19 protein-coding genes and 5 pseudogenes are annotated in these 20,407 nt (G+C 67.1%); 13 read left to right on the top strand and 11 right to left on the bottom strand.

The window, feature by feature from the left end; genetic code table 11:
* Together ACFY5B_RS39005 and ACFY5B_RS39000 are read left to right on the top strand one after the other, a co-directional pair.
* Positions 1 to 173: pseudogene (locus ACFY5B_RS39005) on the top strand (IS630 family transposase); the annotation flags it as partial.
* 216 nt (positions 174 to 389) lie between these two features.
* Positions 390 to 1,070 (top strand): transposase family protein, encoded by a 681-nt coding sequence (locus ACFY5B_RS39000; protein WP_389979860.1) that lies wholly within the window; start codon positions 390 to 392, stop codon positions 1,068 to 1,070.
* Between the two features lie 600 nt (positions 1,071 to 1,670).
* On the opposite strand, the gene ACFY5B_RS38995 is transcribed toward ACFY5B_RS39000, so the two are convergent.
* The 3 genes from ACFY5B_RS38995 to ACFY5B_RS38985 form a co-directional block, all read right to left on the bottom strand.
* The gene (locus tag ACFY5B_RS38995; protein WP_389979857.1) at positions 1,671 to 2,516 is read right to left on the bottom strand and encodes an IS5 family transposase; all 846 of its coding nucleotides are present in this window, start codon (positions 2,514 to 2,516) and stop codon (positions 1,671 to 1,673) included.
* A gap of 17 nt (positions 2,517 to 2,533) precedes the next feature.
* Positions 2,534 to 2,761 (bottom strand): hypothetical protein, encoded by a 228-nt coding sequence (locus ACFY5B_RS38990; protein ID WP_389979854.1) that lies wholly within the window; start codon positions 2,759 to 2,761, stop codon positions 2,534 to 2,536.
* A gap of 144 nt (positions 2,762 to 2,905) precedes the next feature.
* Entirely contained in the window at positions 2,906 to 3,364 is a 459-nt protein-coding gene (locus ACFY5B_RS38985) for a hypothetical protein (protein ID WP_389979851.1), read from the bottom strand.
* 550 nt (positions 3,365 to 3,914) lie between these two features.
* On the opposite strand from ACFY5B_RS38985, the gene ACFY5B_RS38980 reads away from it, so the two are divergent.
* The 3 genes from ACFY5B_RS38980 to ACFY5B_RS38970 all read left to right on the top strand — a co-directional run bounded on the left by ACFY5B_RS38980 (position 3,915) and on the right by ACFY5B_RS38970 (position 5,910).
* A complete protein-coding gene (locus ACFY5B_RS38980) occupies positions 3,915 to 4,100 on the top strand; it encodes a hypothetical protein (protein WP_389979848.1) in 186 nt (61 codons plus the stop codon).
* A complete protein-coding gene (locus ACFY5B_RS38975; RefSeq protein WP_389979845.1) occupies positions 4,093 to 4,830 on the top strand; it encodes an RNA polymerase sigma factor in 738 nt (245 codons plus the stop codon). Before ACFY5B_RS38980 ends, ACFY5B_RS38975 begins: the two co-directional genes overlap by 8 nt.
* Before the next feature lie 834 nt (positions 4,831 to 5,664).
* Positions 5,665 to 5,910 carry a DUF2283 domain-containing protein gene (locus ACFY5B_RS38970; protein WP_389979842.1) on the top strand — a complete coding sequence of 82 codons (246 nt, stop codon included), beginning with the start codon at positions 5,665 to 5,667 and terminating at the stop codon, positions 5,908 to 5,910.
* A 254-nt stretch (positions 5,911 to 6,164) separates the two neighbouring features.
* On the opposite strand, the gene ACFY5B_RS38965 is transcribed toward ACFY5B_RS38970, so the two are convergent.
* The 3 genes from ACFY5B_RS38965 to ACFY5B_RS38955 form a co-directional block, all read right to left on the bottom strand.
* A complete protein-coding gene (locus tag ACFY5B_RS38965; RefSeq protein WP_389979839.1) occupies positions 6,165 to 7,370 on the bottom strand; it encodes an MAB_1171c family putative transporter in 1,206 nt (401 codons plus the stop codon).
* On the bottom strand, positions 7,367 to 7,939 hold the full coding sequence (locus ACFY5B_RS38960) for a hypothetical protein (protein ID WP_389979836.1): 573 nt from the start codon (positions 7,937 to 7,939) through the stop codon (positions 7,367 to 7,369). The genes ACFY5B_RS38965 and ACFY5B_RS38960 overlap by 4 nt, the downstream gene beginning before the upstream one ends.
* Before the next feature lie 62 nt (positions 7,940 to 8,001).
* Positions 8,002 to 8,442, bottom strand: a complete 441-nt coding sequence (locus ACFY5B_RS38955; protein WP_389979833.1) for a helix-turn-helix domain-containing protein — start codon at positions 8,440 to 8,442, stop codon at positions 8,002 to 8,004.
* An 874-nt stretch (positions 8,443 to 9,316) separates the two neighbouring features.
* On the opposite strand from ACFY5B_RS38955, the gene ACFY5B_RS38950 reads away from it, so the two are divergent.
* From ACFY5B_RS38950 to ACFY5B_RS38935, 4 genes are all read left to right on the top strand, one after another.
* Positions 9,317 to 10,987, top strand: a complete 1,671-nt coding sequence (locus ACFY5B_RS38950) for a DNRLRE domain-containing protein (RefSeq protein ID WP_389979830.1) — start codon at positions 9,317 to 9,319, stop codon at positions 10,985 to 10,987.
* A 193-nt stretch (positions 10,988 to 11,180) separates the two neighbouring features.
* Entirely contained in the window at positions 11,181 to 11,633 is a 453-nt protein-coding gene (locus ACFY5B_RS38945; protein WP_389979827.1) for a hypothetical protein, read from the top strand.
* A 728-nt stretch (positions 11,634 to 12,361) separates the two neighbouring features.
* Entirely contained in the window at positions 12,362 to 13,150 is a 789-nt protein-coding gene (locus ACFY5B_RS38940; protein ID WP_389979868.1) for a tetratricopeptide repeat protein, read from the top strand.
* 147 nt (positions 13,151 to 13,297) lie between these two features.
* Positions 13,298 to 13,441 carry a hypothetical protein gene (locus tag ACFY5B_RS38935; RefSeq protein WP_389979824.1) on the top strand — a complete coding sequence of 48 codons (144 nt, stop codon included), beginning with the start codon at positions 13,298 to 13,300 and terminating at the stop codon, positions 13,439 to 13,441.
* A gap of 477 nt (positions 13,442 to 13,918) precedes the next feature.
* Here the strand turns inward: ACFY5B_RS38935 and ACFY5B_RS38930 are convergent.
* Together ACFY5B_RS38930 and ACFY5B_RS38925 are read right to left on the bottom strand one after the other, a co-directional pair.
* Positions 13,919 to 14,122: pseudogene (locus tag ACFY5B_RS38930) on the bottom strand (IS1182 family transposase); the annotation flags it as partial.
* Between the two features lie 109 nt (positions 14,123 to 14,231).
* Positions 14,232 to 14,945 (bottom strand): annotated as a pseudogene (locus tag ACFY5B_RS38925) (GNAT family N-acetyltransferase); the annotation flags it as partial.
* On the opposite strand from ACFY5B_RS38925, the gene ACFY5B_RS38920 reads away from it, so the two are divergent.
* Positions 14,937 to 15,713 (top strand): FG-GAP repeat domain-containing protein, encoded by a 777-nt coding sequence (locus ACFY5B_RS38920; protein ID WP_389979821.1) that lies wholly within the window; start codon positions 14,937 to 14,939, stop codon positions 15,711 to 15,713. The pseudogene ACFY5B_RS38925 and the gene ACFY5B_RS38920 overlap by 9 nt on opposite strands.
* A gap of 107 nt (positions 15,714 to 15,820) precedes the next feature.
* Here the strand turns inward: ACFY5B_RS38920 and ACFY5B_RS38915 are convergent.
* A pseudogene (locus ACFY5B_RS38915) lies at positions 15,821 to 15,959 on the bottom strand (DUF1524 domain-containing protein); the annotation flags it as partial.
* Between the two features lie 143 nt (positions 15,960 to 16,102).
* Here ACFY5B_RS38915 and ACFY5B_RS38910 point away from each other — a divergent pair.
* Entirely contained in the window at positions 16,103 to 16,801 is a 699-nt protein-coding gene (locus ACFY5B_RS38910) for a nucleotidyltransferase domain-containing protein (RefSeq protein WP_362054702.1), read from the top strand.
* 43 nt (positions 16,802 to 16,844) lie between these two features.
* Here the strand turns inward: ACFY5B_RS38910 and istB are convergent.
* Both istB and ACFY5B_RS38900 read right to left on the bottom strand, forming a co-directional pair.
* Positions 16,845 to 17,641 (bottom strand): annotated as a pseudogene (istB, locus tag ACFY5B_RS38905) (IS21-like element helper ATPase IstB).
* Between the two features lie 227 nt (positions 17,642 to 17,868).
* Positions 17,869 to 18,096 (bottom strand): hypothetical protein, encoded by a 228-nt coding sequence (locus tag ACFY5B_RS38900; RefSeq protein WP_389979818.1) that lies wholly within the window; start codon positions 18,094 to 18,096, stop codon positions 17,869 to 17,871.
* A gap of 136 nt (positions 18,097 to 18,232) precedes the next feature.
* Between ACFY5B_RS38900 and ACFY5B_RS38895 the strand changes: the two genes are divergently transcribed.
* Positions 18,233 to 19,354, top strand: a complete 1,122-nt coding sequence (locus tag ACFY5B_RS38895) for a hypothetical protein (protein WP_389979815.1) — start codon at positions 18,233 to 18,235, stop codon at positions 19,352 to 19,354.
* Positions 19,329 to 20,258, top strand: a complete 930-nt coding sequence (locus ACFY5B_RS38890; RefSeq protein ID WP_389979812.1) for a hypothetical protein — start codon at positions 19,329 to 19,331, stop codon at positions 20,256 to 20,258. Before ACFY5B_RS38895 ends, ACFY5B_RS38890 begins: the two co-directional genes overlap by 26 nt.
* The last annotated feature ends 149 nt before the right edge of the window (positions 20,259 to 20,407 follow it).

Here is a 20,407-nt window from a genome sequence, read left to right as displayed (position 1 = left end):
AGAAGCTCAAACGAGGCGTCCACCGCTCCGTCCAAGCCCTGGAACGGGACATCCGCAGCTGGCTCACCGACTGGAACGAACACCCCAAGCCGTTCATCTGGACGAAGAGCGCGGACGAGATCCTCGACAAGGTAGCCGCTTACTGCCGACGAATCTCCGACTCAGGTCACTAGCTTTACGAGCTCGTGCACGGTAAGCGGTGAGGCGTCGGGGTCCTGATCGTCGATCATGGTTGTGTGGTGGGGAACGCGTCTCGTGCAGCAATCATCAGCGACCGGAGGATCACGGGCTTGTCGGCAGACGTGATTGCTGAACTCGTGGCTGAGTTGGGCCCGTTGTGGCATGAACGCCACCAGGCCCGACTTGTGTCCCGGCCACGGAAGCGGGTCGTGGGCGCGGGCGCGAAACACCGGCTGGTCTTCGTCGACCGCCTCCTGGCCACCCTCGTGCACCTCCGACACGCGACCACCCACGACGTGCTGGCCTGCTGGTTCGGCGTGGACCGCTCCAGCATCACCCGCGCTATCTGCGAGGTGCGGCTCCTGCTCGCCGAACGGAGCTGCACCGTCAGCCCCGACGTGCGGCTGCGGACCCTGGCCGAGGTCGTCGACCACCTCGGCTCAAGCGGGACGACCGGAATCATCGACGGCACCGAGATCCGCGTCCGTCGGCCCGCCGCCGGCCGCAAGGACCGGGACACGTTCATCTCTGGCAAGAACAAGCAGAATGCCCTCAAGTCCATGGTCGTCACGGACAGCGAAGGCCGCGTGCTGTGGTGCAGCCCCGCTCGTCCCGCAAGCTGCGCGGACATCACCCACGCCCGCCAGTTAGGGCTGGTCAAGCTCCTGGCCGACGGGCCCGCGGTCGAGATTCTCGCCGATGCCGGCTACCAGGGACTGGGCGCCCAGACCGGTGGCCGGGAGGTGACGCCGCCGCACTGCAAGTTCAAGAAGAACGCCCCGGGCTGGTACGAGGAGATGTACGAGTGCCAGCGCAAAGCACACTCTTCGCGACGTATCCGTGTCGAGCACGGCATCGCACATCTGAAGAACTGGCGGGCCTTGGCCTGACACCTCGGTCGCCGAGAGCACATCAGCGACACCGTCCAGGCCGTCGCCAGCCTGCTGTCCCACCAGCAGATCGCGGACCTGCACCCGACACCGCAGACGTGAACACAGGCCATCACGAAGTTCTCGACGTCTCACCGCTTAGTGAGTGTTTGGGAACTTGAAGTGCTGTTTCGCGCGCGAAGTTCGGCGTCGCTGAACGTCTTGTTCTTTGCGGGCGCCAGGCTCTCGAAAGGAAGTACTCTTCTGGCTCACCCGTAGCCAGGTGGACTGAGGTGGCCATGCACCGAAGGACTGTGCTCATCGGCGTGTTCGCGGGGGTCGGGCTTGTGTGCGCTTCCATCCTCTTAACTGCGCAGAACGATGTGAACGAAGGCGAAGGGCATGGCGGTCAGTTCACAGTGACAGACCGCGATGGGAACACACCCTCAGCAGGCACTCCTCTCACCGCGCGTCAACGTGAGCAGAGAAGGCAGGTGGAGACGCCCGAACAGGCCCGGAAGCGAATCGACTACCTCGACAGCCTCCAGCGGAAGTACTCGTCCGGCGGCTGACAGCGGGCGGACCGGGCAGGTGGCAGACAGACGGCGCCAGGGACGTCGGTCACAACTTCTTTGACCAGGTGGGGCGGGGTCCCTTGCGGGTGAGCCTGCGGGTCATCAGCGTGATGAGTGCCCAGGTCAGGTGCGCTTCTGAGTGCTGTGGCAGCCGTTCGTAGTCGCGGACGTTGCGCCGTGACTTCATGATCCAGCCCAGCGTCCGCTCGACTTTCCAGCGTCGGGGCAGGACCACGAAGCCCTTCGCGCCGCGGGGCCGGGAGACGGTCCTCAAGGTCATGTTCAGGAAGTCGTCGGACCAGGTGGTGAGTTGGCCGGCATACGCGGAGTCGGCCCAGACCTGCGTGATCTGCGGCTGCATGACACGCAGGCGCCAGAGGAGCTCGCGGGCGGCGTCTCGGTCGGTGGTGTCGGCGGGCGTCACCGTGATCATCGCCGGGAGCCCGAGGGTGTCGACGGCGATGTGTCTTTTGCGTCCGTTGATCTTCTTCCCGGCGTCGAACCCGCGGGTGGCCTTGGAGACGGTTTCAGCCCCCTTGACCGACTGAGAGTCGACGATCAACGTCACTGGCCAGGGGCATCGCCCCTGGCCAGTGCGGATCTGCCGCCGGAGTTGATCACGGAGGAAGGCGATGACGCCCCGGCGGTGCCAGGCGGCGAAGTGGTAGTAGACGGTCTGCCAGGGCGGGTAGTCCGCAGGCAGGGCCCGCCATTTGACGCCGTTGTCGACCAGGTAGCGGATCGCATCCACGATGTCGCGGCGGTGCCACTTCTCCGGCCGACCGCCCGCTTTGGTCTGGCAGGCCGGCAGGGGAGGCAGCGGTTCGATCAGCGCCCATTCCGCGACCGTGGTGTCGGACGGATAGCGGCGCCGGCGGCTTGGGGACGGCATGGGGGGGCATCCGGATGTCATTTGGTGAGTTGGGCGAGAGTGGCGCGGACGCCGGTGAGCTGGGCTGATGCGAGCTGGGCCCATTCGTCGTCCGGGTAACGGGCCAGGTGCGGGTCTAGGGTCCCCGTGATCAACCGGGTGAGCCGGCCGAGCACGAGGCGGAACTGCTTCTTCTCGTATTCGATCCAGTCGACGGGCTCGTCGGAGAAGAGGTAGCCGTTTCGAACCACCCCACCAGACGGCATAACCCCCAGGATCAGGATCTCCGAACCACTCGACTAGAGATCTCAAACCCTCACTCAAGGGGGCTTAGCGATTAGGCCGTGTATCGAAAGTGGATCTTGGGCCGTGAAATGATCACGGCCCAAGATCCACTTTCGATACACGGCCTAGAAGAATCTCATGTCCCAGTCGCCCGAGATCAGGGCCCGCACGGCTTCCTCGAAGCCGTGCGCGACCCGCTGAACTCCGGCGTCGCCACCGAGGACGATGTCACCGTTCTCCGCGAGGAGAACCATCTCCTCGGTCGAGAAGGCGATACCCACTGGCAGGGCGGACATGTTGAGGCGCTTCTCGAAGTACCGCACGTTCGGTGCGAACGCCTCTGCGGCCTCCCCGAGTGAGATCGTCAGCGAGGTCTCGTTCCCGGTGACGTGCGACGGCCAGAAGATCGTCGTCTCGCCGTACTTCCCGAGGAACGTCACGAGCTCGTCGGTGACGTCGAAACCCGCCTCCTGGTAGGCCAGGCGGGCCGCCTCGATGTCCACGGGACTGCTCTCGACGCGCGAGGCACCGGTGAACGCCCTGCCGAGGGATTCCTCCCTCGCTCTGCCCTGCTCGTCACTCATCCAGTGTGCACCTTTCTGACCATGCCGGGCACTCATGTCTCGCAGCTCTTGCCCATAGGGAATCTATGCGGGACGGATGGGGCCGGGCGTCCAGCAACTGCCGCCGAGGCCAGACGGATGCTTGCCCCGCCCTGGCACCCTTCGGCAACAACGGTTCCAGCACCGCCCACTACTCGTCCGTGAGATCTCCCCGCCCCATGGAAAGACATTGTCCACAGCGCAAGATCCACTTTTGATACACCTCCTAGGTTGTTCGGCCGATAGGCCATCGAGAGGGGCCGATGTCTACGTGGGGCAGTGCCGCCATCACTGCCCAGGGCCGACCATGCACTCGATCAACGCCGTCAAGAACCCGAGGGGCCCAAGCGCTCCCTGCCGGGCCGGCCCGCGCCTGCCTACGAAGCCGTCGCCTTGGTGGGAGATGACGGACGCCCGAAAAAAGATCTTGTGGGAGGCGTCAAGAGAACCGGCCTCCGGGCCCTCTCCAGTCATGTACGGCCGCGGCCCCGTCCAGGGCGCTGAGGAGCCGCACACTGGAGGAGGTTGCTCAGTGGAGTTCGTCGCCATCGCGCTGTTCGTGGCCGGTGCCCTCACGCCCGCGCTCACGCGGCTGCTGAACAGCGTGGCCTACCGCAATCGCGCCAGCGGAAAGGCCGAGATCATCCGTGCCCAGTACACGGCGCGGGAGGTGCCGGAGAGCACGGCTTCGGGGAAGCGAGGGAAGCGGCGTGGCTGACCAGCAGACGACGCAGTCGGTGAACGCCGCCGCCCTGGCCGCGGTGTTCCTCAATGAGGCACCACGCATGACCGCTCTGGCCGCCCGCCTTCTGCGGGAGAGCGAGATCCCCGAGTGCGTGGTCGGAGCCGAGGACGTGGTGCAGACCGCCTTTGAAAAGGTCCTGGGCGTACAGGACGTCCTTGTCGAGCCGCGCGCTTACGTCTACATGACGCTGCGCCGTGAAGTGTCGTCCTGGGCGGTCCGGCTGGGCCGGGAACGGCGATGGGAGAATGCTCGGCGAGCCGAGCTGTGCACGTCGCCGGCGCAGGGCCGGGACATCGCCGCGACCGTCACCGATCGCATCATCGTCCGGGAGGGCATCCGCAACCTGCCAGGGCAGCAGGCCGTGGCCGTGGTGGCGACCAAGATGTACGGCTTCACTCAGCACGAGACGGCGCAGTTGACCGGCAGACGTCCCGGCACGGTGGCCGTGCACGTTGCACGAGCCGTCGCCACACTCCTGCTCTACATGACCCCGGTGGCGTTCATCGTCTTGCTGGGACTGTGGTGGGGCATCGCCCGGGTGCTGCCTTTTGTCGCGGTCGGCGTCGGAATCCTCGGCGCCGCTGGGGCTGCTGGGTTGAGTGGCACTCTCGTCCGGGGAGACGGCCCTTCTCGGGTGGAGTGGGCAGTGCGAGTGATCCAGGGTGTTCGTCGAGATCAGGGGAAGTACCGCGCTGGTCGCTGACACGTCGGGGGCGGACAGCGAGCGCACCGTCCGCCCTGCGAGGCGATGGCAGTAATGATTCGGACTCCCGCCTGCGGCCATCCCTCTGACCCATGGTTCCCGGATGAACAAGCGGACGGACGGCACGCTCTCCACCGGCTGGGAGGCCAACATCGTCTCCGGCGCCAGCTTCTGGCGACGCGACGCGATCAGCAGCGCCGGGCACCGGCCCGGCTCCGGCTTTCTGCAGAGTGGACGCGACCTGGCCGCCTGGGGAGTCGCCTGCAGCCCCGGCACACAACGCCGCCCTCATCGTCGGCGCCTTCGGTACGCCTTCTGGCGGCAGGCGCAAGAACAGAACACCGCCGACCGCCGATGTTCAACCCCCACCGTCCATCCACGACCGCAGACCGGACACGTCGCCTCGTCCCCACGCTGCATCGCCGCGACCCGCCGGCGGGCCTGTTCCAGGGCTCGCCAGCGCCGTGACCTGCACCTACCCGAACAGAACACCGCTGCCGCCGACTTCGTCGCGGCAGCGGTGCCCCACATTGTCGGCAATACCTTCGAATCGCCCCACCAGACGCCATACCCGTCAGCATCCAGATCCCCAGACCACTCGACCGGAGATCTCAAACACTCACTCACAGGCAGTCGTGGTCGCGGGCGCGTCTGTGGCGACGGTGGGGGAGACAACGAGACTGGCCAGCACCCTGGGTGCTGGCCTTTTGCGAGTCGGGCGTTGCCCCCCGCCCGGGCACCCGGCCCCCGCCAAAGTCAGCCTGAGGCCGCTGGGGTCGGAGGCATGGACAAGGACAGCGCCGCCATCAATGACAGCAAGGGAGCCCGTTCACCGTGGCAGACGTCAGAGTCACCTACGACGAGACCGTGGACGCAGCGTACGTATACCTCACCGAACCGCAGGCCCGCGTGAGGTCCGCGCGCATGTATCCCTGCGATCCGGTGAACGTTGACGCCATGATCAACCTCGACTTCGACGAGCAGGGCCGCCTCATCGGCATCGAGGTGCTGGCCGCCAGTTCAAAGCTGCCCAAGTACCTGCTCCAGTCCGCGGAGCGGCCAGACACCGAAGGCGCATGAGCAGTCGAGCACCACGCTCGCGCCGAGCAGGTTGGAAGGGGCTCTCTGTGATCGACAAGTGGTGTTGAAACTCGGATACAGACGGTGTCCGTTTTCACCTAAGAAGCCATACTTGTAATAACTGTCGTGGAGCGTGCCGGATCTGTGTTTCGGCCCGCTGGATCCCCGTTGTATCCAGTACCTCGCGCGCCTGCGTCACCCGGCGATCCCCCGCTCCCGTAGGAATTGACGGAGCCGCGCTGCGCACATCCGCTTCATGTCTTGCCGGTCGGTGCTGTCAGGGCCGAGGAGATGCGGCGGACCAGCGGGTGCTGGCAGTGTGCGGCCAGCGGTTCCAGCCACTCGAGCGGGTCACTGCTGTGCGCGATGGCGCCGAGAGAAGGCTCCGGGTGCTTGGGCGGCGGCGTCGTGGGTTGTGTCAGAAAGGCCCGCGCGATGGCGCAGCGCAGGACGATGGCCTCGGTGGCCGCGGCCAGCCGCGGACCAGTGAACCCTTGCGCGGAGAGCTGCTCTCGCGCCCTTATTTCGACGGTGGAACTGCGGAACGGGTCGAGAGAGAGTATCGCGTCACTGATTTCGATCGTGTACCGGTACAGCACGAGTTCGGGCTGGGTACGCAGCGGGGCCGGCAGGGGAAGGACGACCTCGGGCACGGCATCGGTCAGCATCTGCCACAGCGGTTGGAGGCGGCGTAGTCTGCGGCGGTCGGCGCATACGCGTCGTCTGTCCGCCAGGGTCGGCCAGGCGATCCCGGCGCTGAACATCAGCAGTGCACCGGTCAGCAGGACCTGTGTGGTGGGCACGACGACGGCGTCCTCGAACAGCGGGATGCCGAAGTCGCGCAGGGTCAGGTAGGCGCACCGGTGCAGGACGTAGACGGCGGCGGTCGCGGCGCCCGTCCCGATCAGGTTGAGGGAGGTCCGCAGGGGGCCTGGCCGGGCGTGCTTATGGTGCCGCAGGCACATCACCCCGATCGCGGCCACTCCCCAGATGACGTAACCGATGTAGGTGGCCCAGTAAGCGGTATGGGCCGCTGAGTGGCCGGTGGTCAGAAGATACTGCTCGCCGCTCGGGCGGGGTGTCAGCAGGAAGGCCGTACCCAGGGCGGCTGCGGCTGCCGGCAGGGGTAACCAGTCGCGTGTTCGGCTGCCGGGAGTCGTGCCGGCTGTGGCGGACGTCTGGCGCACGAAGGCGGTCAGGCACGTGATCGCGGACATTCCGAACAGATGGCTGAAAACATTGGTGATGCTCTGTACACCGGTGACGGTGTCGATCACGCGGCGCACTGCCGGGACTCCCACGGTGACCGACAGGGTGACCAGGGCGACGACTCCGGCGAGCAACCGAGAGGGCGCGGATTTCGGTTCGGCCTGTCTGCCCACAGCCCGGTAGGCGGTGTGGACGGTGAGGGACCACATCGGGACGAGCAGGACGACCTCGTACGGTCGGATCGCTGTCATCGAGGGCGCACCAGTCCGAGGGCGCGGGCCAGCCGGTCGAGGGTCTCGGACCCTTTGTGGGCCGTCGGCACGGCATGTGAGGCGTGGTCGGTCGACCGCTGGTGGATCAGGGTGGCCATCAGCTCCGCTTGCAATTCCTGCAGTTCGCTGTAGTCGGTGCGGCCGCGGGCGAGCAGTCTGCGGACCATTGCTGGGTCGAGGTCGGGAAAGAGCGATTCCATCCCGGGCAAGGTGCCGCCGTGGCGGTCCGTCGTGTGGTCGAGCAGGAGATGGGAGATCTCGTGCAGGATGATGTGCCGCTGGTGGAAGGTGCTGGTGGACGTCTCGTAGAAGATGTGGTCGGTGTGGCCGGTGCTGACCCAAAGTCCGCACAGGTTGGCGGCGGCTCCCGCCTGTTTCGGCAGGGGCGACAGATTCAGCCGCCTGCCGTGCTGTTGCTCGATCGCAGCGCACAGCGAGTCGATCGTCAAGGGCTGCGACTGCCCGAGGGGGAGGCCGTCCAGGATGGCGTCGCACCGAGTACGGAAGTCGGACCAGGACTCTGCCCGTAACCGGAAACCGTCCCGCACCGTGCCCCTTCCTCCGCCCCCTCGACGGCGTGCCGCGCCGTCATAGCCTGTGGGAGGGAAGTCTAAGCTTCCCGCTCGGCGTGTTGTCCTGCCTGGTCGGCGGACTGTTCGACGAGCCCGCGCACCACGTCGAGACCATGGGCGGAGAGTGTGGCCACGGCCGCCGCGCGTAGCGCGACCGCTTTGACGTCGTTGTTGCGCATGGCGGTAATGAGGGCGAGTTGGGCCATGGTCCGGTCGGCGACGGCGTCGTCGACGAAGTAGCCAACCGGCACGCCGAAGAAGTCGGCGAGTGCGCGCAGCGTCCCGACGGTGGGGTTTGGCGCCTTGCCATTCATCAGCATCGACAGCCGGCCCACCGATAGGGAAACGCCTCCAGGCTCGTCGACCGCCTTGATGCCGTCGACCACTTCCTGAAGGGTGTGGCGTCGGCCCAGCGGCTGCACGTGCTCGAAGAGGTATTCGAGGCGGGCGGCCAGCCGGTGTCCTTCGGTCTCACTCACGCTCGCTCACCTCTCGATGCCTCCTGCCGTTCGGACATTATCCAGCCCCGCCGCGTGTGCGGTGTCGGTGCGCCGAGAACCTGCGCGGACGTAAGCAAGCCGGTCGCGTCTTTCGCGGCGGACTCCGCTCCCCGATGGATCCGCACACGACCATCCCGGTGGAGACAACAGCTCTGCCAAGGCACATAAACATGCACTTGAGCGGAACCAGACGTAGAGCTGATCCGGAACGCCTGTGCATACCAGGGTACGTGATACATACTCATGAGATGGTCTTTCACTTAAGTGAAAATCGTTGCTAGTGTGGCAGAGGTTCAGTCGCCCCAGTTGGAGCGGGGCACCTGACGGTCACTCATGGCGGAGCGCCGTCTGTTCTTGTCGAGGCACATGGTTCGGGACAGGCCCCGACCACTCCCTCACTTCACTTCACGGGAGGCACCGAATGGCGGGGAGAATCGGCAAGCTGGCGACCGTTGCGGCGGCAGCAACGGCGGTCGTGACGTTCGCGGGGAGTCCGGCGATCGCTGCGGACACGGCGTACAACACGCGAACTGTGTGGTTGGACGGCAACCCGAAGGCGACCGACGCAGACGCGTCGAGCGCTTCCTAGCGCACGTGGAGTCAGGCCCTCCGCGGGCCGTCACCCGGCCGAGCGACTGTCCCTATTGTCGATACCGGATCAAGATCACGAGAGGCCGACGCACACGTGTATCGTCACACCTCACGGCGTCTTCTGAGGAGATGCCTTGCAGCGGCGGGAGGCGGAGCAGCGCTCCTGGCATCGTTGCTCGTCCCGGCGTCCCAGGCGGCCGAAACCGGCGAGACGGCCACGCGGACAGGGGCCGTGGCGGCAGCGACGCCCACCGCGTCCCCGATGGCTCAGACGGGGCCACGCAACATCATCAAGCGGCTGCAGGACACCTACATCACCAACGCGGACAACGCCGACCACTCGCAGGGGCACCTCCTGCACGTCGGTACGCCCGACAACGGCATCACGAAGTACCGCAGCTTCATGCACTTCGACGTCTCCAAGCTCCGCGGAGCTCCGATCTCGAAGGCCACCTTGCGTGTCTACAACTCCTTCGTCTCCGAGTGCGACGCGAAGGCCTGGATGGGCGTCTACCCGGTGACACAGCCGTGGAACCAGTCCACGATCACCTGGGCCGACCAGCCGACCGTCGGCGCGGGCAAGGGCACATGGTTCGGCCTCGGCCACCCCAGTTGCCCGGATGTCCCGAAGAAGACCAACCCCGCCGCGTCCAACGGCATCCAGCGCATCGACATCACCGACTGGGTGAAGGCCTGGGCCAACGATGCTTCCTTCCCCAACTACGGCATCAGGTTCTCGGCGCAGGAGGACACCAGCGCCAGCTACAAGGACTTCTGCTCCATGAACCCGGTGTCGGCCGATTACGCGTGCCACGCCGCGTACAACGCGCCGACGCTGGAGGTCGAGTTCAACACCGTCTCCACGCCGATCATCTCGGGCAACGTGCACGGCCCGACGTACCCGAACAACTACCCCGCGGCTCACTCGGCACTGGAGTTCCTCGACTCCACCGACCCGGACGTCTGGCCCGCCTCGGGCCCGTACCAGCGGTGGATCCCCGACACCTACCACTCGGTCTTCGACACGACCCTGAAGGGTGACTCGTGGGCCGGCGGAACCTCGCACAAGCTGCGCCCCGGCGGCACGTACGGTGGACAGGTCCTGGTCACGGGCGACGGCACCAGCGGATTCATCGGGGTGATTCCGTACCCGGCCCTCGCCGGATACCACTGGGCAATCAACGTGGGCGATCCAAATGACCTGCACGGGGTCGAGATGCTGCCGGACGGTACGGTCATCGCCGCGTTCGCCGAGCGGACCTTCGGCTCCGAAGGGATCAAGGGCGGGCTCGCGGTCTACTCCAAGGCCCAGGGCACCCCGGGCAACTGGAGTGCCACCCCCGTCCAAGCAACCTCCCTCGCCGGCGCGCACGAGGTCCTCTACGATCCGAGCAGCAACTCGGTGTGGGCCGTCGGCGACGAGCTTCTGGTCCGGTACGACTACACCGACGGCCGACTCAAGTGGGGGGAATCCTGGACCCTTCCCAAGCAGACCGGCGGCAGCAAGGCGTACGGCCACGAACTCACGCCGGTCTACGGCAACTCCGACCGGTTCTGGATCGGCGCCAACGCCGGCATCGTCCAGTTCTCCAAGAGCGGCGCCGCTGACTGCTACGACGACTCCCAGGGCGCCTGGCCGCTGCCCGAGTACGTCACCGGGGACGCCGAAAAACATTGGTGCACGAACTACGCGAACCGGGCCCAGGTGGCAAAGCGTACGGTCATCAAGAGCGTCGGCAACGACCCCACCACGGACCGCGTGATCTCCACATGCTCCGCAGGATGCCCCGAGACACAGGACAGGCCGGGCACCAACTCCTGGGACACCGCGTGGATCCGCTTCATCCGCACCAGCGGCCCATACTCGATCCACTCGGCCAACATCCTGGACCGGCGCTACAAGGCCACCTGGGCCGTACCGGCCTATCAGTGATCACTGGTCGGCGGTGTTGTGCTCCACCCAGCCGTGCCCCGGAACCCGAGCGATCGGGCACCGGGACACAGCGGCACAGGTGACCAGCCCGGATCGTTCGGACACTTTCGGGCTAAAGATCTTAACGCGCCTTCCCTCCTCAGGAAGGCTGTAGCGGCTCTGCAACAGGAGCCATTACTTGGGGGGACCACTGATGAAGATGACCCAAATCCGCAGCAGAGGTGTGCTGGGGCGGGTGGCAACTGCTGTCGCGGCAGCCATGTGTGCCGTGATGCTCACCGCCACCCATGCCGCAGCTGGCGCAGCGGATCTGAGCCGCACGCTCTACATGACGAGATTCCCCGAGGCGGGTAACGGGGCCGACATGAGCAGGACCATCTACCTGGCAGCCGGCACGTACCACTGGAATGTCGGTCTCGAGGGAGCTTACGCTCCGGTGGATTCGGGTTATGTCGAGCGCAAGATTTACCTGGCCGCAGGAACATACACCTGGAATTGCAGAGTTTACGCGCCGGACAACTACGTCTACCAGAACACCTGTTCCCTCGAGAAGCCCGGATCCGAACGGGCTTGGATCGAGTCGCCCTTGTACGACCTCTACACCAGCAGCACATACACCCTCAACAGCCGACTCCTTCAGCTCTGATCAGGAGGCCCTGGCGAGGGCGCTCGTGAGGTGCTGCCGCAACGGCTCGGGTCTCGGGGTGCGTTCCATGGCCGCACGAGAGGCCTCACCCGCCCGGGCAGCCAAGCCGGGGCCTCAGGCTCACCTGGACGGCCGATAAGGGGACTGAGAGACCGACCACGTGCAGGTTCCGGTGCTGGTCAAGGTCGACGGCAAGCCTCGCAGGCCGTGGATCACGTGGTTCACCGACTGCGCCACCACCGCCCTCACCGGCGTCGCGGTCACGCCGGTACATCCGTAACGGGAGTCGGTGCTGGCCGCGCTGCGCTCCGCGGTCCCGCGCGAGGACCCCTACGGCCCGTTCGGTGGCCCGCCCGAAAAGGTGCGGGTGGACCAAGGCAAGGACCTCCGGTCCGGCGGCTCTGCGAGGTGGGTGCCAGCCCGCCCTGGGTGCGCGGCGGCCTTCTTCGGATGGAGCTGCCGGATCCCTGCGGCCGGCTCCCCGACAGCAGAGGACCTGTATGAAGACGTTCCAGACAGTCGTCATTACGTCCACGGCGACGGTGTTCGCCTGGAGCACCGTGTTGGTCGTCGTCGGCGAGGCAGCCGCGATGGCTGGCCTCGCGTGATCCTCCAGGACACAGGGTGCCGACCGTCTCCCTGCACCGCCACCGCGTAGCCTGCGCAGCATCCGTATGCTCCCGGTCATGAGATTCTTACGACGGCGTGGCCGCAGCGACGCCCAACAAATGACGGGGACGCCTGTGGCGGAGGCCAAAGCCCTTTACCAAGCTGGGCGTTATGCCGACGCGGAGGCCGAAGCCCGCGCCGTGGCCAGATCGCGGCCGCGCGACGACGAGTACGCAGCTGTGGCGCTGAACATCGCCGCGCTCGCAACGGGCGCCCAAGGCCGCCACGCCGAGGCACTGGCCACCTACGACGAAGCGCTGCCTGCCTTCAGCAGGATATTCGGAGCCGATCACTGGCTGACCCTGAAGCTGCGCTCGGACCGCGCCCAGCAAATGACCTCGCTCGGTCAGTACACCGAGTGCGAGGCAGAATGTGCGGCCGTCGCCGAGGCCGCGGGCCGCGGTACCGGCCCGGAGATGTCATTCCTTGCAGCGGCCGCCCGCAACGGGCTGGTCTTCGCCCTCAATGCGCAGGGGCGCCACCAGGAGGCCGAAGCAGTCGCCCGCGAGGCCCTGGCCGCCCATCGCGAACGTGACCGGGGGTCCGTCGTCCTGCGACTCGGCCTGGCTCGCAGCCTCAACGGCCAAGCCCGCCACGAAGAGGCCCTCACCGAGGTGCAGGACGCCGACAAGCTGTACCGCACTCTGCCCGATGACCAGCGCCACCCAGATACGGGCGCCGTCCAACTGGTCTTCGCTATGGTCTTGTGGGGGTTGCGACGGGCTCCCGATGCCCGTCACCAGGCTGCAGCCGCTCATGATGCGTGCCAGGCTTCCTTCGGCCCGGACCACAGCCGCACCGTCGAAGCCCGAACGCTGCTCGAGCACATCGACGGCACTCGACCGTAAGCGCAGCGGCCCCGCTCAGAACGAGTCGTAGGCGCCCCTTGCGACCCAAGTGGCCAGGTCAGTGAGCCCGCAAAGCGCAAGGGCAGCTTCGGTGTCGCGTCTCGCGACATCTACCTGGCTGCGGGCGCCTACAACTGGACATGCGCGTTGAACGCACCGTTCAACGGCGCGTATGAGCACTACTGCTCGCTCAAGAAGGCGGGCTCTGACGCGGCCGTCCTCAGGTCCGACGACTTCGAGCTGCCTGCCAGCGACACATACACCTGGGCCAGCCACATCATCGGACTCTGAGTAGGCGGTTCGTAGGGTGCTGTCTGTTTCTGGTTGAGGTGGGAGCAAGGCTGCTGGCGGAGGTTGTGTCGGCTATTGCTTCCTGGCGAAGTTGCCGGTGTCGGCCTCGGTGAGGATCCCGACTTTGACCAGGCGTTTCAGCTTGGCGCGGGTGCCCTCGACGTTCTTCGGGAGCAGTTCGTGGCCGAGGGCTTCGCAGACGTCCTTGGCCCGTAGCGGCCCGGTCGCGTGGTTGAAAGGCGGCGAGGATGCGGGGGTTTCCGGGTGCTCGGGCAGCTCCGGCGCGACGGCCGGGAGCCGGTCGGCGAGGCCGGTGACGGTCTTGCGGGTGATCGTGAGGTGCTCCAGGTGCGTCTCGGCCTCCCGCAACCGGGTCTGCAGGTCCTCGATCTGTGCGCGAAGGTCGTCGGCCAGGGCCCGGGCGGCGTCTTCCTGGAGGTCCAGGGCATCGAGCAGGGGCCGGATGTTCACGCTGCCAGCCAGGACCGGCCGCAGGTTCAGCACCTCGTCGACCAGGTCGGCCACGCACCGGGCCAGGTGATCCTGGGGCAGCCAGTCGTCCAGCGACGGCGGCAACAGCAGGATCTGGTGTGGGTCGAACGCCCTGAACCGCTTCGCCGCTGCTACCCACGCCGTCGGCTTCCCCCGCTCGGGCGGTTGGACCGGTTCCATAGCGAACAGCCCATCACCATCGCGCATGCCCGGATCATCCCGTACGAGCAGGCACGCCCCGGGTGGGCTGCCGTCTTATCGGCACGCAATACGGCGGCGGCGCTTTAAAGGCCACTTTTTACGGGGTTATGTCCTTGGTGAGGCGGGCGGTTCCGTCATCGCCGGTGAGTGACGCCGACTGGTATCCCTCGCTCTGGTAGAGGGCGATGTTCTGCCGGCTGTGGACGCCGGTGTGCAGCACGATGCGACGGCAGCTCGGCTCGGCCGCAGCTTCGGCGGTGCGCAACAGCCAGCGGCCCAGTCCCTGGCCCCGCAGGTCGGGTACGACGCCGAGCCGGCCCAGGCGCCAGTCGGTGTCGACACGTCGGGCCCGCACCATGCCCAGCAGCCGGCCATCCCGCCACAATCCCATGGCGTGCCAGGTCGCCAGCCACTCGCCTATCTGCTCCGGTGACTCGTGCAAGGCCGGGATGGCTAGGGTGTTGTTGGCGAGGGCCTCCTCTACCCAGCAGCACCGCTGCACCACCGTGACCTCGGGAGCGTCATCAGGGGTCAGCCGCCTCAGGTAGGAACCCGGCAGCGGGCCGGACGGCAGGCCGGGACGTGCCCCTTCGCGCATCGGACGTAGGGCGTGGGCAACCCGGACTAGTTCGTCCAGGACACCGACGGCCGCCGCGGCAAGAGTGGCGCTCGGGCGGATCTGTCCGTCTTCGACCGCGTCACTGATGCGTATCGCGACCGTGCGTCCCAACGGCACCAGGCGCAGGGTGGTCGCCACCTGCTTGGCGTGCTGGACCGAGCGCGTGCCCGCCGAGGTGTTCCCATGGCTGATGACCTCGCGGACATCGACGGCGACGGCCGCGACGACTACATACGCGTCCCCGACAACGGCCGCATGCGCATCGCCCTGAACACCCCAGCCGAGCCCGGCAAACCGCACTGGGTGGAAGTGGAATCCGACTTCGACATCGACAACCGCGGCGAGGCTGAGAGCCTCCGCTTCGCCGACCTCACCGGAGACGGCCGCGACGACCTCGTCGAGGTCCGCCCGACCGGGAGCTCCACCGAGATTCTGATCCACTACGTGAACGAGGGGGTGCGTAGCGGCCGGGTCACGTGGAGCGGAGCAGTCCTGGCCGTCAATCCGAAGGCCGCCGGCGTGCCGCGCGAAGCCGTCCGGTTCGCCGATATAAACGGCGATCTCCGCGACGACTATCTCCGAGTCGGTGACAGCGGGGCCGTGCACGCCTACGTCAACCACCCAGCGCAGGACGGCGGGTACCGCTTCGAGGAAATCCTGAACTGGGCCCCCGGCGTCTCCTACGGTTCCCGGGACAAGCTCCGACTAGCGGACGTCAACGGCGACGGCAAGGCCGACTACCTCATGGTCGGCTCCACCGGTGCCGTCCATGCGTACGTCAACGACGGCGGCCGGGGTGGTGGAGGGTTCACCGAGCACCGGTACTTCGTCAACGAGACCGACTACCCCGGTGAGAATTCGACGTTCCGCGACATCAGCGGCGACGGAAAGGCCGACTACATCGTCGTCTACAACGGCGGCGCCGTCCGGTGCTGGCTCAACCGGGGCGGCAACGTGTAGGGCCCGTCACCGCGGGTGCGGTCAGGCTCGGCTCGAAGCCCATGCCGTCCCGGCCGGATTCACCCTGATCCTGCGGGGCAAGGCCGGTACGGCTCGTCGGGCCTGGCCTGGCCGTTGGCGTAGGCCTCGCGGCGCTGCGCGGTCCAGGCGGAGGCGCCGCTGTCCCAGGCTTCTGCGAGGGGCACCATGTGGTCGATGTCCAGGTCGGAGGCGGACCGTCACCGTGGTCTGGTCGTAGTACGACCATTAGGTGGCTGCGTAGGTTAGAAGCGAGAGCACATGTCGGTGGTTTTCGACATCACTCGGTACCCGTAGAGCGGATGAAAGTCGATGAGAAATAGGAGCACCGGCCCTCTTACGGGACAGCCGTCGGCACGTACGCTGCGATCATGGACGACCCAGTGCTCACCGCCCACGAACTGGTGCAGGACCGATTTCCCGCCGCCCGGGCAGCCTTCCTCGCCGGTAGCGTGCTAACCGGCCGCCGGACGCCCACATCTGATCTGGACATCGTGGTCCTCTTGGATGGGCCGCCCGCCCCCAGCCGGGAGAATCTGGTGTACCGCGACTGGCCGGTCGAGCTGTTCGTGCAAACGGAGGCCGTTTGGCACCGCTTCGCCGATCAGGAGACGGCGAAGCGGAGTTCGCCGCTGCTCTCCATGTGTTCCGACGGCATGCTCCTGGTAGACACGGATGGGCTGGGCGCTTCGCTCCAGGACGAGGCACGAAAGCGTTGGGCTGCGGGCCCGCCGCCGCTCTCGGACCATGAACGGGACTACCAGCGGTACATCCTGACCGATCTGCTCGACGACCTGCGTGGCTGCGCGGACCCTGCCGAGCGGGTGCACTTGGTCGCGCACATGTTGCAGCGCGCTTCGGAGCTGTTCCTGTTGGTTGGTGGGCACTGGCTTGGCGGAGGCAAGTGGTTGTCGCGGCGGCTGGCTGCGGCCGACCCCGGGGTGCACCGCGCGCTGACCGAGGCAGCCGCGCAAGCGGTCGCCGGAGACACGAGCGTCTTCGCCGCAGCCGTGACGGCGGTGCTGGACCGGGCTGGCGGCGCGTTGTGGGACGGGTATGCCATCCGATGAGTCGGTGAGGCACGATCACACCACCACAGGATCATGGCCGCGATCAGCCAGCTGAGGCCTGTTGTTCGGCGCGGGCGCGGGTGGTGGCGAGGCGATAGGAGTCGGTGCCGGTCTCGATGATGTTGCCACCGAAGGTGAGGCGGTCGACGATGGCCGCGCAGAGTCGGGGTCGGTAAAGGTCTTTGTCCAGCCGGAGAACGATTCGTTCGAGGCGATCGCCACGCTGTTCTTTTCCTCCCGCTCGGTCAGAACCTGGAAGAAAAGTTCGGCGCCGCGGCGGTCGAGTTCCATGTAGCCGAGCTCGTCGATGCACAAGAGATCAACGCGGCCGTAACGGGCGATGGTCTTGGTCAGTTGCTTCTCGTCGGCGGCCTCGACGAGCTCGTTGACGAGCTTGGTGGCGAGGACGTACTTGACCCGGTAGCCGGCCATTGCGGCTTCGGTGCCGAGGGCGATCAGCAGGTGGGACTTGCCGGTGCCGGAGTCGCCGATGAGGCAGAGCGGTAGGCTCTTCTTGATCCATTCGCACTTGGCGAGGGTGTGGATCAAGGCAGCGTCGATGTGCGGGTTCGCGTCGAAGTCGAACTTGCGGAGCGACTTGTCGCGGGGGAATCCGGCGGCTTTGATTCGGCGCTCGGAGCGGCGTCGGGCTCGGTCGTCGCACTCGGCCAGCAGCAGTTCGGAGAGGAAGCCGAGGTAGGACATCTGCTCGCGGCCGGCGGTCTCGGCGAGTTCGGGGAACTGGGATCGGATGGTCGGCAGCCGCAGCATCCGGCATGCCTGGTCAACCGCGGCGGTGGCGGCCTGCTCGGTGAGTCCTCGCTGGCGGGGAATGGTCACAGTCGTTCTCCTTCAGGATGTGGGACGGTCGCGCCGACGCAGTCGCAGCAGCTGGTCGTAGTGGGTGATCGAGGGAAGCGGACGCTTGTCGGGAGGCAGGTGAGCCAGGCGACGGGAGGTCAATGAGGTGACCTTCGACCGGTCGGCCGTGGGTGGCGAGGGTTCCACGGGGGTGCTGCTGTCCTCCTCCGCAGCTTTGCGGGCCTCAAGCGCAACGGCGTCCGCAGTTAGAGCGCCTGTTTCAAGGCCGCCGCGAGGCCGGTGACCAGGTGTTCGTGAGGCAGGTGACGGCCCAGGAGAAGGACTTCGATGAGCGCGCGGGTGCCGTCCCGCTCGCCATGGGCCTTGACGGCCGCCGCCCACCAGGCGTCGTGGACCGGGGTGAATCTGCCCGCGGAGCGGGCCTGGTCGTCGCCACCGCCCGCGGCGAGGACGTGGCCTCCCTCATCCCCCAAGGCCAGCTGCGCCTCGCCCCGCCAGGAGCACGCCTGTGGTGACCGCACCAGACCCGCCCCGCCAGCACGCCCACCGGCCGCGCCTGACCTAGCGTCCAAGCCGCACACACGTCCGGCGGCGGAAGGAGGCAAGACGATGCCCCACCCTTCAGGCGACCCTCTACGCCTCCTCGCCGACGCCCGCCGCACCGGCACACCCCCGCCTGCCCTAACTGACCTCGGCGGCCCTGCGATCCTGACCGACGCCCGCGACGAACTCCTCGACCACGACGACCTGCCCGCCCTGGTGACGCTCGTCTGCAACGACGCCACCACACTGGCAAGCCCCACCGGCCAGGACTTCCTGCTCGCCGCCGCAGTCCCCGACGACCCGCTGCTCCTCGAAGACGTCGTCACCGCCCTGCTCACCCACCGCGACGCTGTCCAGGTTCTCGGCGAGGAACTCGCCGACGCCTGGCTGGACGCCAGCCGTACCCGTCTGGACCTTGTCGGCGGCATCGCCCTGGAAGCCAGCGCCCGCCTCGTCCTGGCCGGCATCGCCAGCCACTACGGGCTCCTGGACCGGCTACGCCGCCTGCGCAGGGAACTGCCACGCGTCGACGAGAACTTCGCCGCCCGCGTTGTCCGCGTAGCGGGCGCACTCGCCGAACACTTCTCCGCCCCGGAAATCCCCCCGCTGCTGCAAGACCTGCTCCACCACGACGACGTCGCCGACGACGCCGCCTTCGAGCTGGGCATGCTCACCCTGCGCCAAGCCCTCACCACCGACACCCTGGACCAGGCCCGCCCCCAACTCCTTAAAGCCCGCGCATACCTCAGCGACGCCCACTGCACGGAAGAACGCCCCGACGCAGCCGGCTTCGGCGCCGCCCTCGACGCCCTCCTCGCCTACAGCTCAGGCGCCCCCATCTCCACCGACACCCTCCGCCAGCTCCAAGACGCGATCTTGGACATCCGCCTGAACCTCCTCGGCCTGCCCCCCCGGCTGGCGCACCCCCCGCCTGGACACCCTGGGCACCTGGCAACAACTCCTCGACACCCTCACCCGCGCCCAAGCCGCCGACCGGCCAGGCGCCTGGCTACACGCCGCCGCAGTCATCACCAGCCTGGTCGACGTCTATGCAGCCCACCGCAGTCTCGACCTGCTCACCCCCACCGACGGCTCCCTGCCGACCACTGCACCTGGCACACCAGTCTCCGTAACCGGCCTGCACGCCGTCCTGGCCCCCCGAGTGGAACAGAGTCTGCTCGCCCGTGAAGGCGGCCTGGCCCTGCTCGACCAGTGGCTCGCCGAGCTCAGCACCGCACCCGAGACCGACCAGGACCCCACGACACCGATCGTGCGGGAACAGGCAACCGCCCTGCGCGAAGCCCTGACAGCCGGAAGGCACGACCCCGGCCCAAAAGCTGACAGCCCGGCGACCGCACTCGCCGGGCTCCCCCTCCACCCCGACGACGCCGAGCGCCTGTCCGGCTACCTCACCACGGCACCCGAACTCACCGAACGCCTGGCCAGCATGTGGGAGGCCCGCCAGGCCCAGGAACCCGTCGACGAGATCCCCGTCATCGCTACCGCCTACCGCACAACCCGCACCGAGCTTCGCCAGCAGTGCCCCGACGGCTACACCGGCCAGTTCGCCGCTGACATCGACCGCATCTTGCTCTTCCTCCTCCGCTTCCTCGACCTCCGGCTGAACGAGACACAGAAATTCGGCGGTGACGCCCGCAAGTACCTCCGCCGTCTCAAAAAGGACGAAGACAAACCCTTGGAGAAGGAGCTGGGCAGAGACCTGCGCGACTTCCTCCGCGGCCAGGGCCTGCGCGTCGAACTGGAAGTCAGCAACGTAGGAGCCGGACGCGTCGACATCGCCTGGCGCCCCCACGACGAACTGATCACGCTCGAACTCAAACGAGACTGGGCCAACCCCACCTGGGACGCCTATACGAAAGCCTTCCTGCCACAGGCCATCGCCTACCAGGTCAACGGCCCGCCCGTGAACTTCCTCGTCGTACTCGACCTCACCGACAAGCCCGACGGCCTGGCCGCAGTACCCGCCTGCGTACACGTCCGCACGGTCCCCGGACCCGCCGGCGACCCCAGACCCCGCACGGTGATCATGCTGCGCATCCAGGGAAACAAACGCGACCCTCACGAGCTGTAAAAGCCACTGATGATCGTTTGACGCCGAACGGCCCGGAACCGGCGTGGACTGCATCGTCAGTGCCGCGCCGTAGGGTGCGGGCAAGGCCGTACGGTCCCTCGCCGCCACTGCGGCAGTGAGAGCAGTTCCCTCGTGTTTCAAGAGACGCC

Source organism: Streptomyces sp. NPDC013187, assembly GCF_042899705.1.
Lineage (GTDB): Bacteria > Actinomycetota > Actinomycetes > Streptomycetales > Streptomycetaceae > Streptomyces > Streptomyces hawaiiensis_A.
The sequence above is the reverse complement of the archived record's forward strand: the minus strand, read 5'-3'. Positions and strand labels throughout refer to the sequence as shown.

Bases quoted from the DNA above. Each gene is read 5' to 3' on its own strand.
- ACFY5B_RS38910 (WP_362054702.1), top strand. From the start codon at position 16,103: ATGGACGACCCAGTGCTCACCGCCCACGAACTGGTGCAGGACCGATTT.
- ACFY5B_RS38950 (WP_389979830.1), top strand. From the start codon at position 9,317: ATGGCTCAGACGGGGCCACGCAACATCATCAAGCGGCTGCAGGACACC.
- ACFY5B_RS38940 (WP_389979868.1), top strand. From the start codon at position 12,362: ATGACGGGGACGCCTGTGGCGGAGGCCAAAGCCCTTTACCAAGCTGGG.
- ACFY5B_RS38945 (WP_389979827.1), top strand. From the start codon at position 11,181: ATGAAGATGACCCAAATCCGCAGCAGAGGTGTGCTGGGGCGGGTGGCA.
- ACFY5B_RS38920 (WP_389979821.1), top strand. From the start codon at position 14,937: ATGGCTGATGACCTCGCGGACATCGACGGCGACGGCCGCGACGACTAC.
- ACFY5B_RS38895 (WP_389979815.1), top strand. From the start codon at position 18,233: ATGCCCCACCCTTCAGGCGACCCTCTACGCCTCCTCGCCGACGCCCGC.
- ACFY5B_RS38990 (WP_389979854.1), bottom strand. From the start codon at position 2,761: ATGCCGTCTGGTGGGGTGGTTCGAAACGGCTACCTCTTCTCCGACGAG.
- ACFY5B_RS38995 (WP_389979857.1), bottom strand. From the start codon at position 2,516: ATGCCGTCCCCAAGCCGCCGGCGCCGCTATCCGTCCGACACCACGGTC.
- ACFY5B_RS38965 (WP_389979839.1), bottom strand. From the start codon at position 7,370: ATGACAGCGATCCGACCGTACGAGGTCGTCCTGCTCGTCCCGATGTGG.
- ACFY5B_RS38985 (WP_389979851.1), bottom strand. From the start codon at position 3,364: ATGAGTGACGAGCAGGGCAGAGCGAGGGAGGAATCCCTCGGCAGGGCG.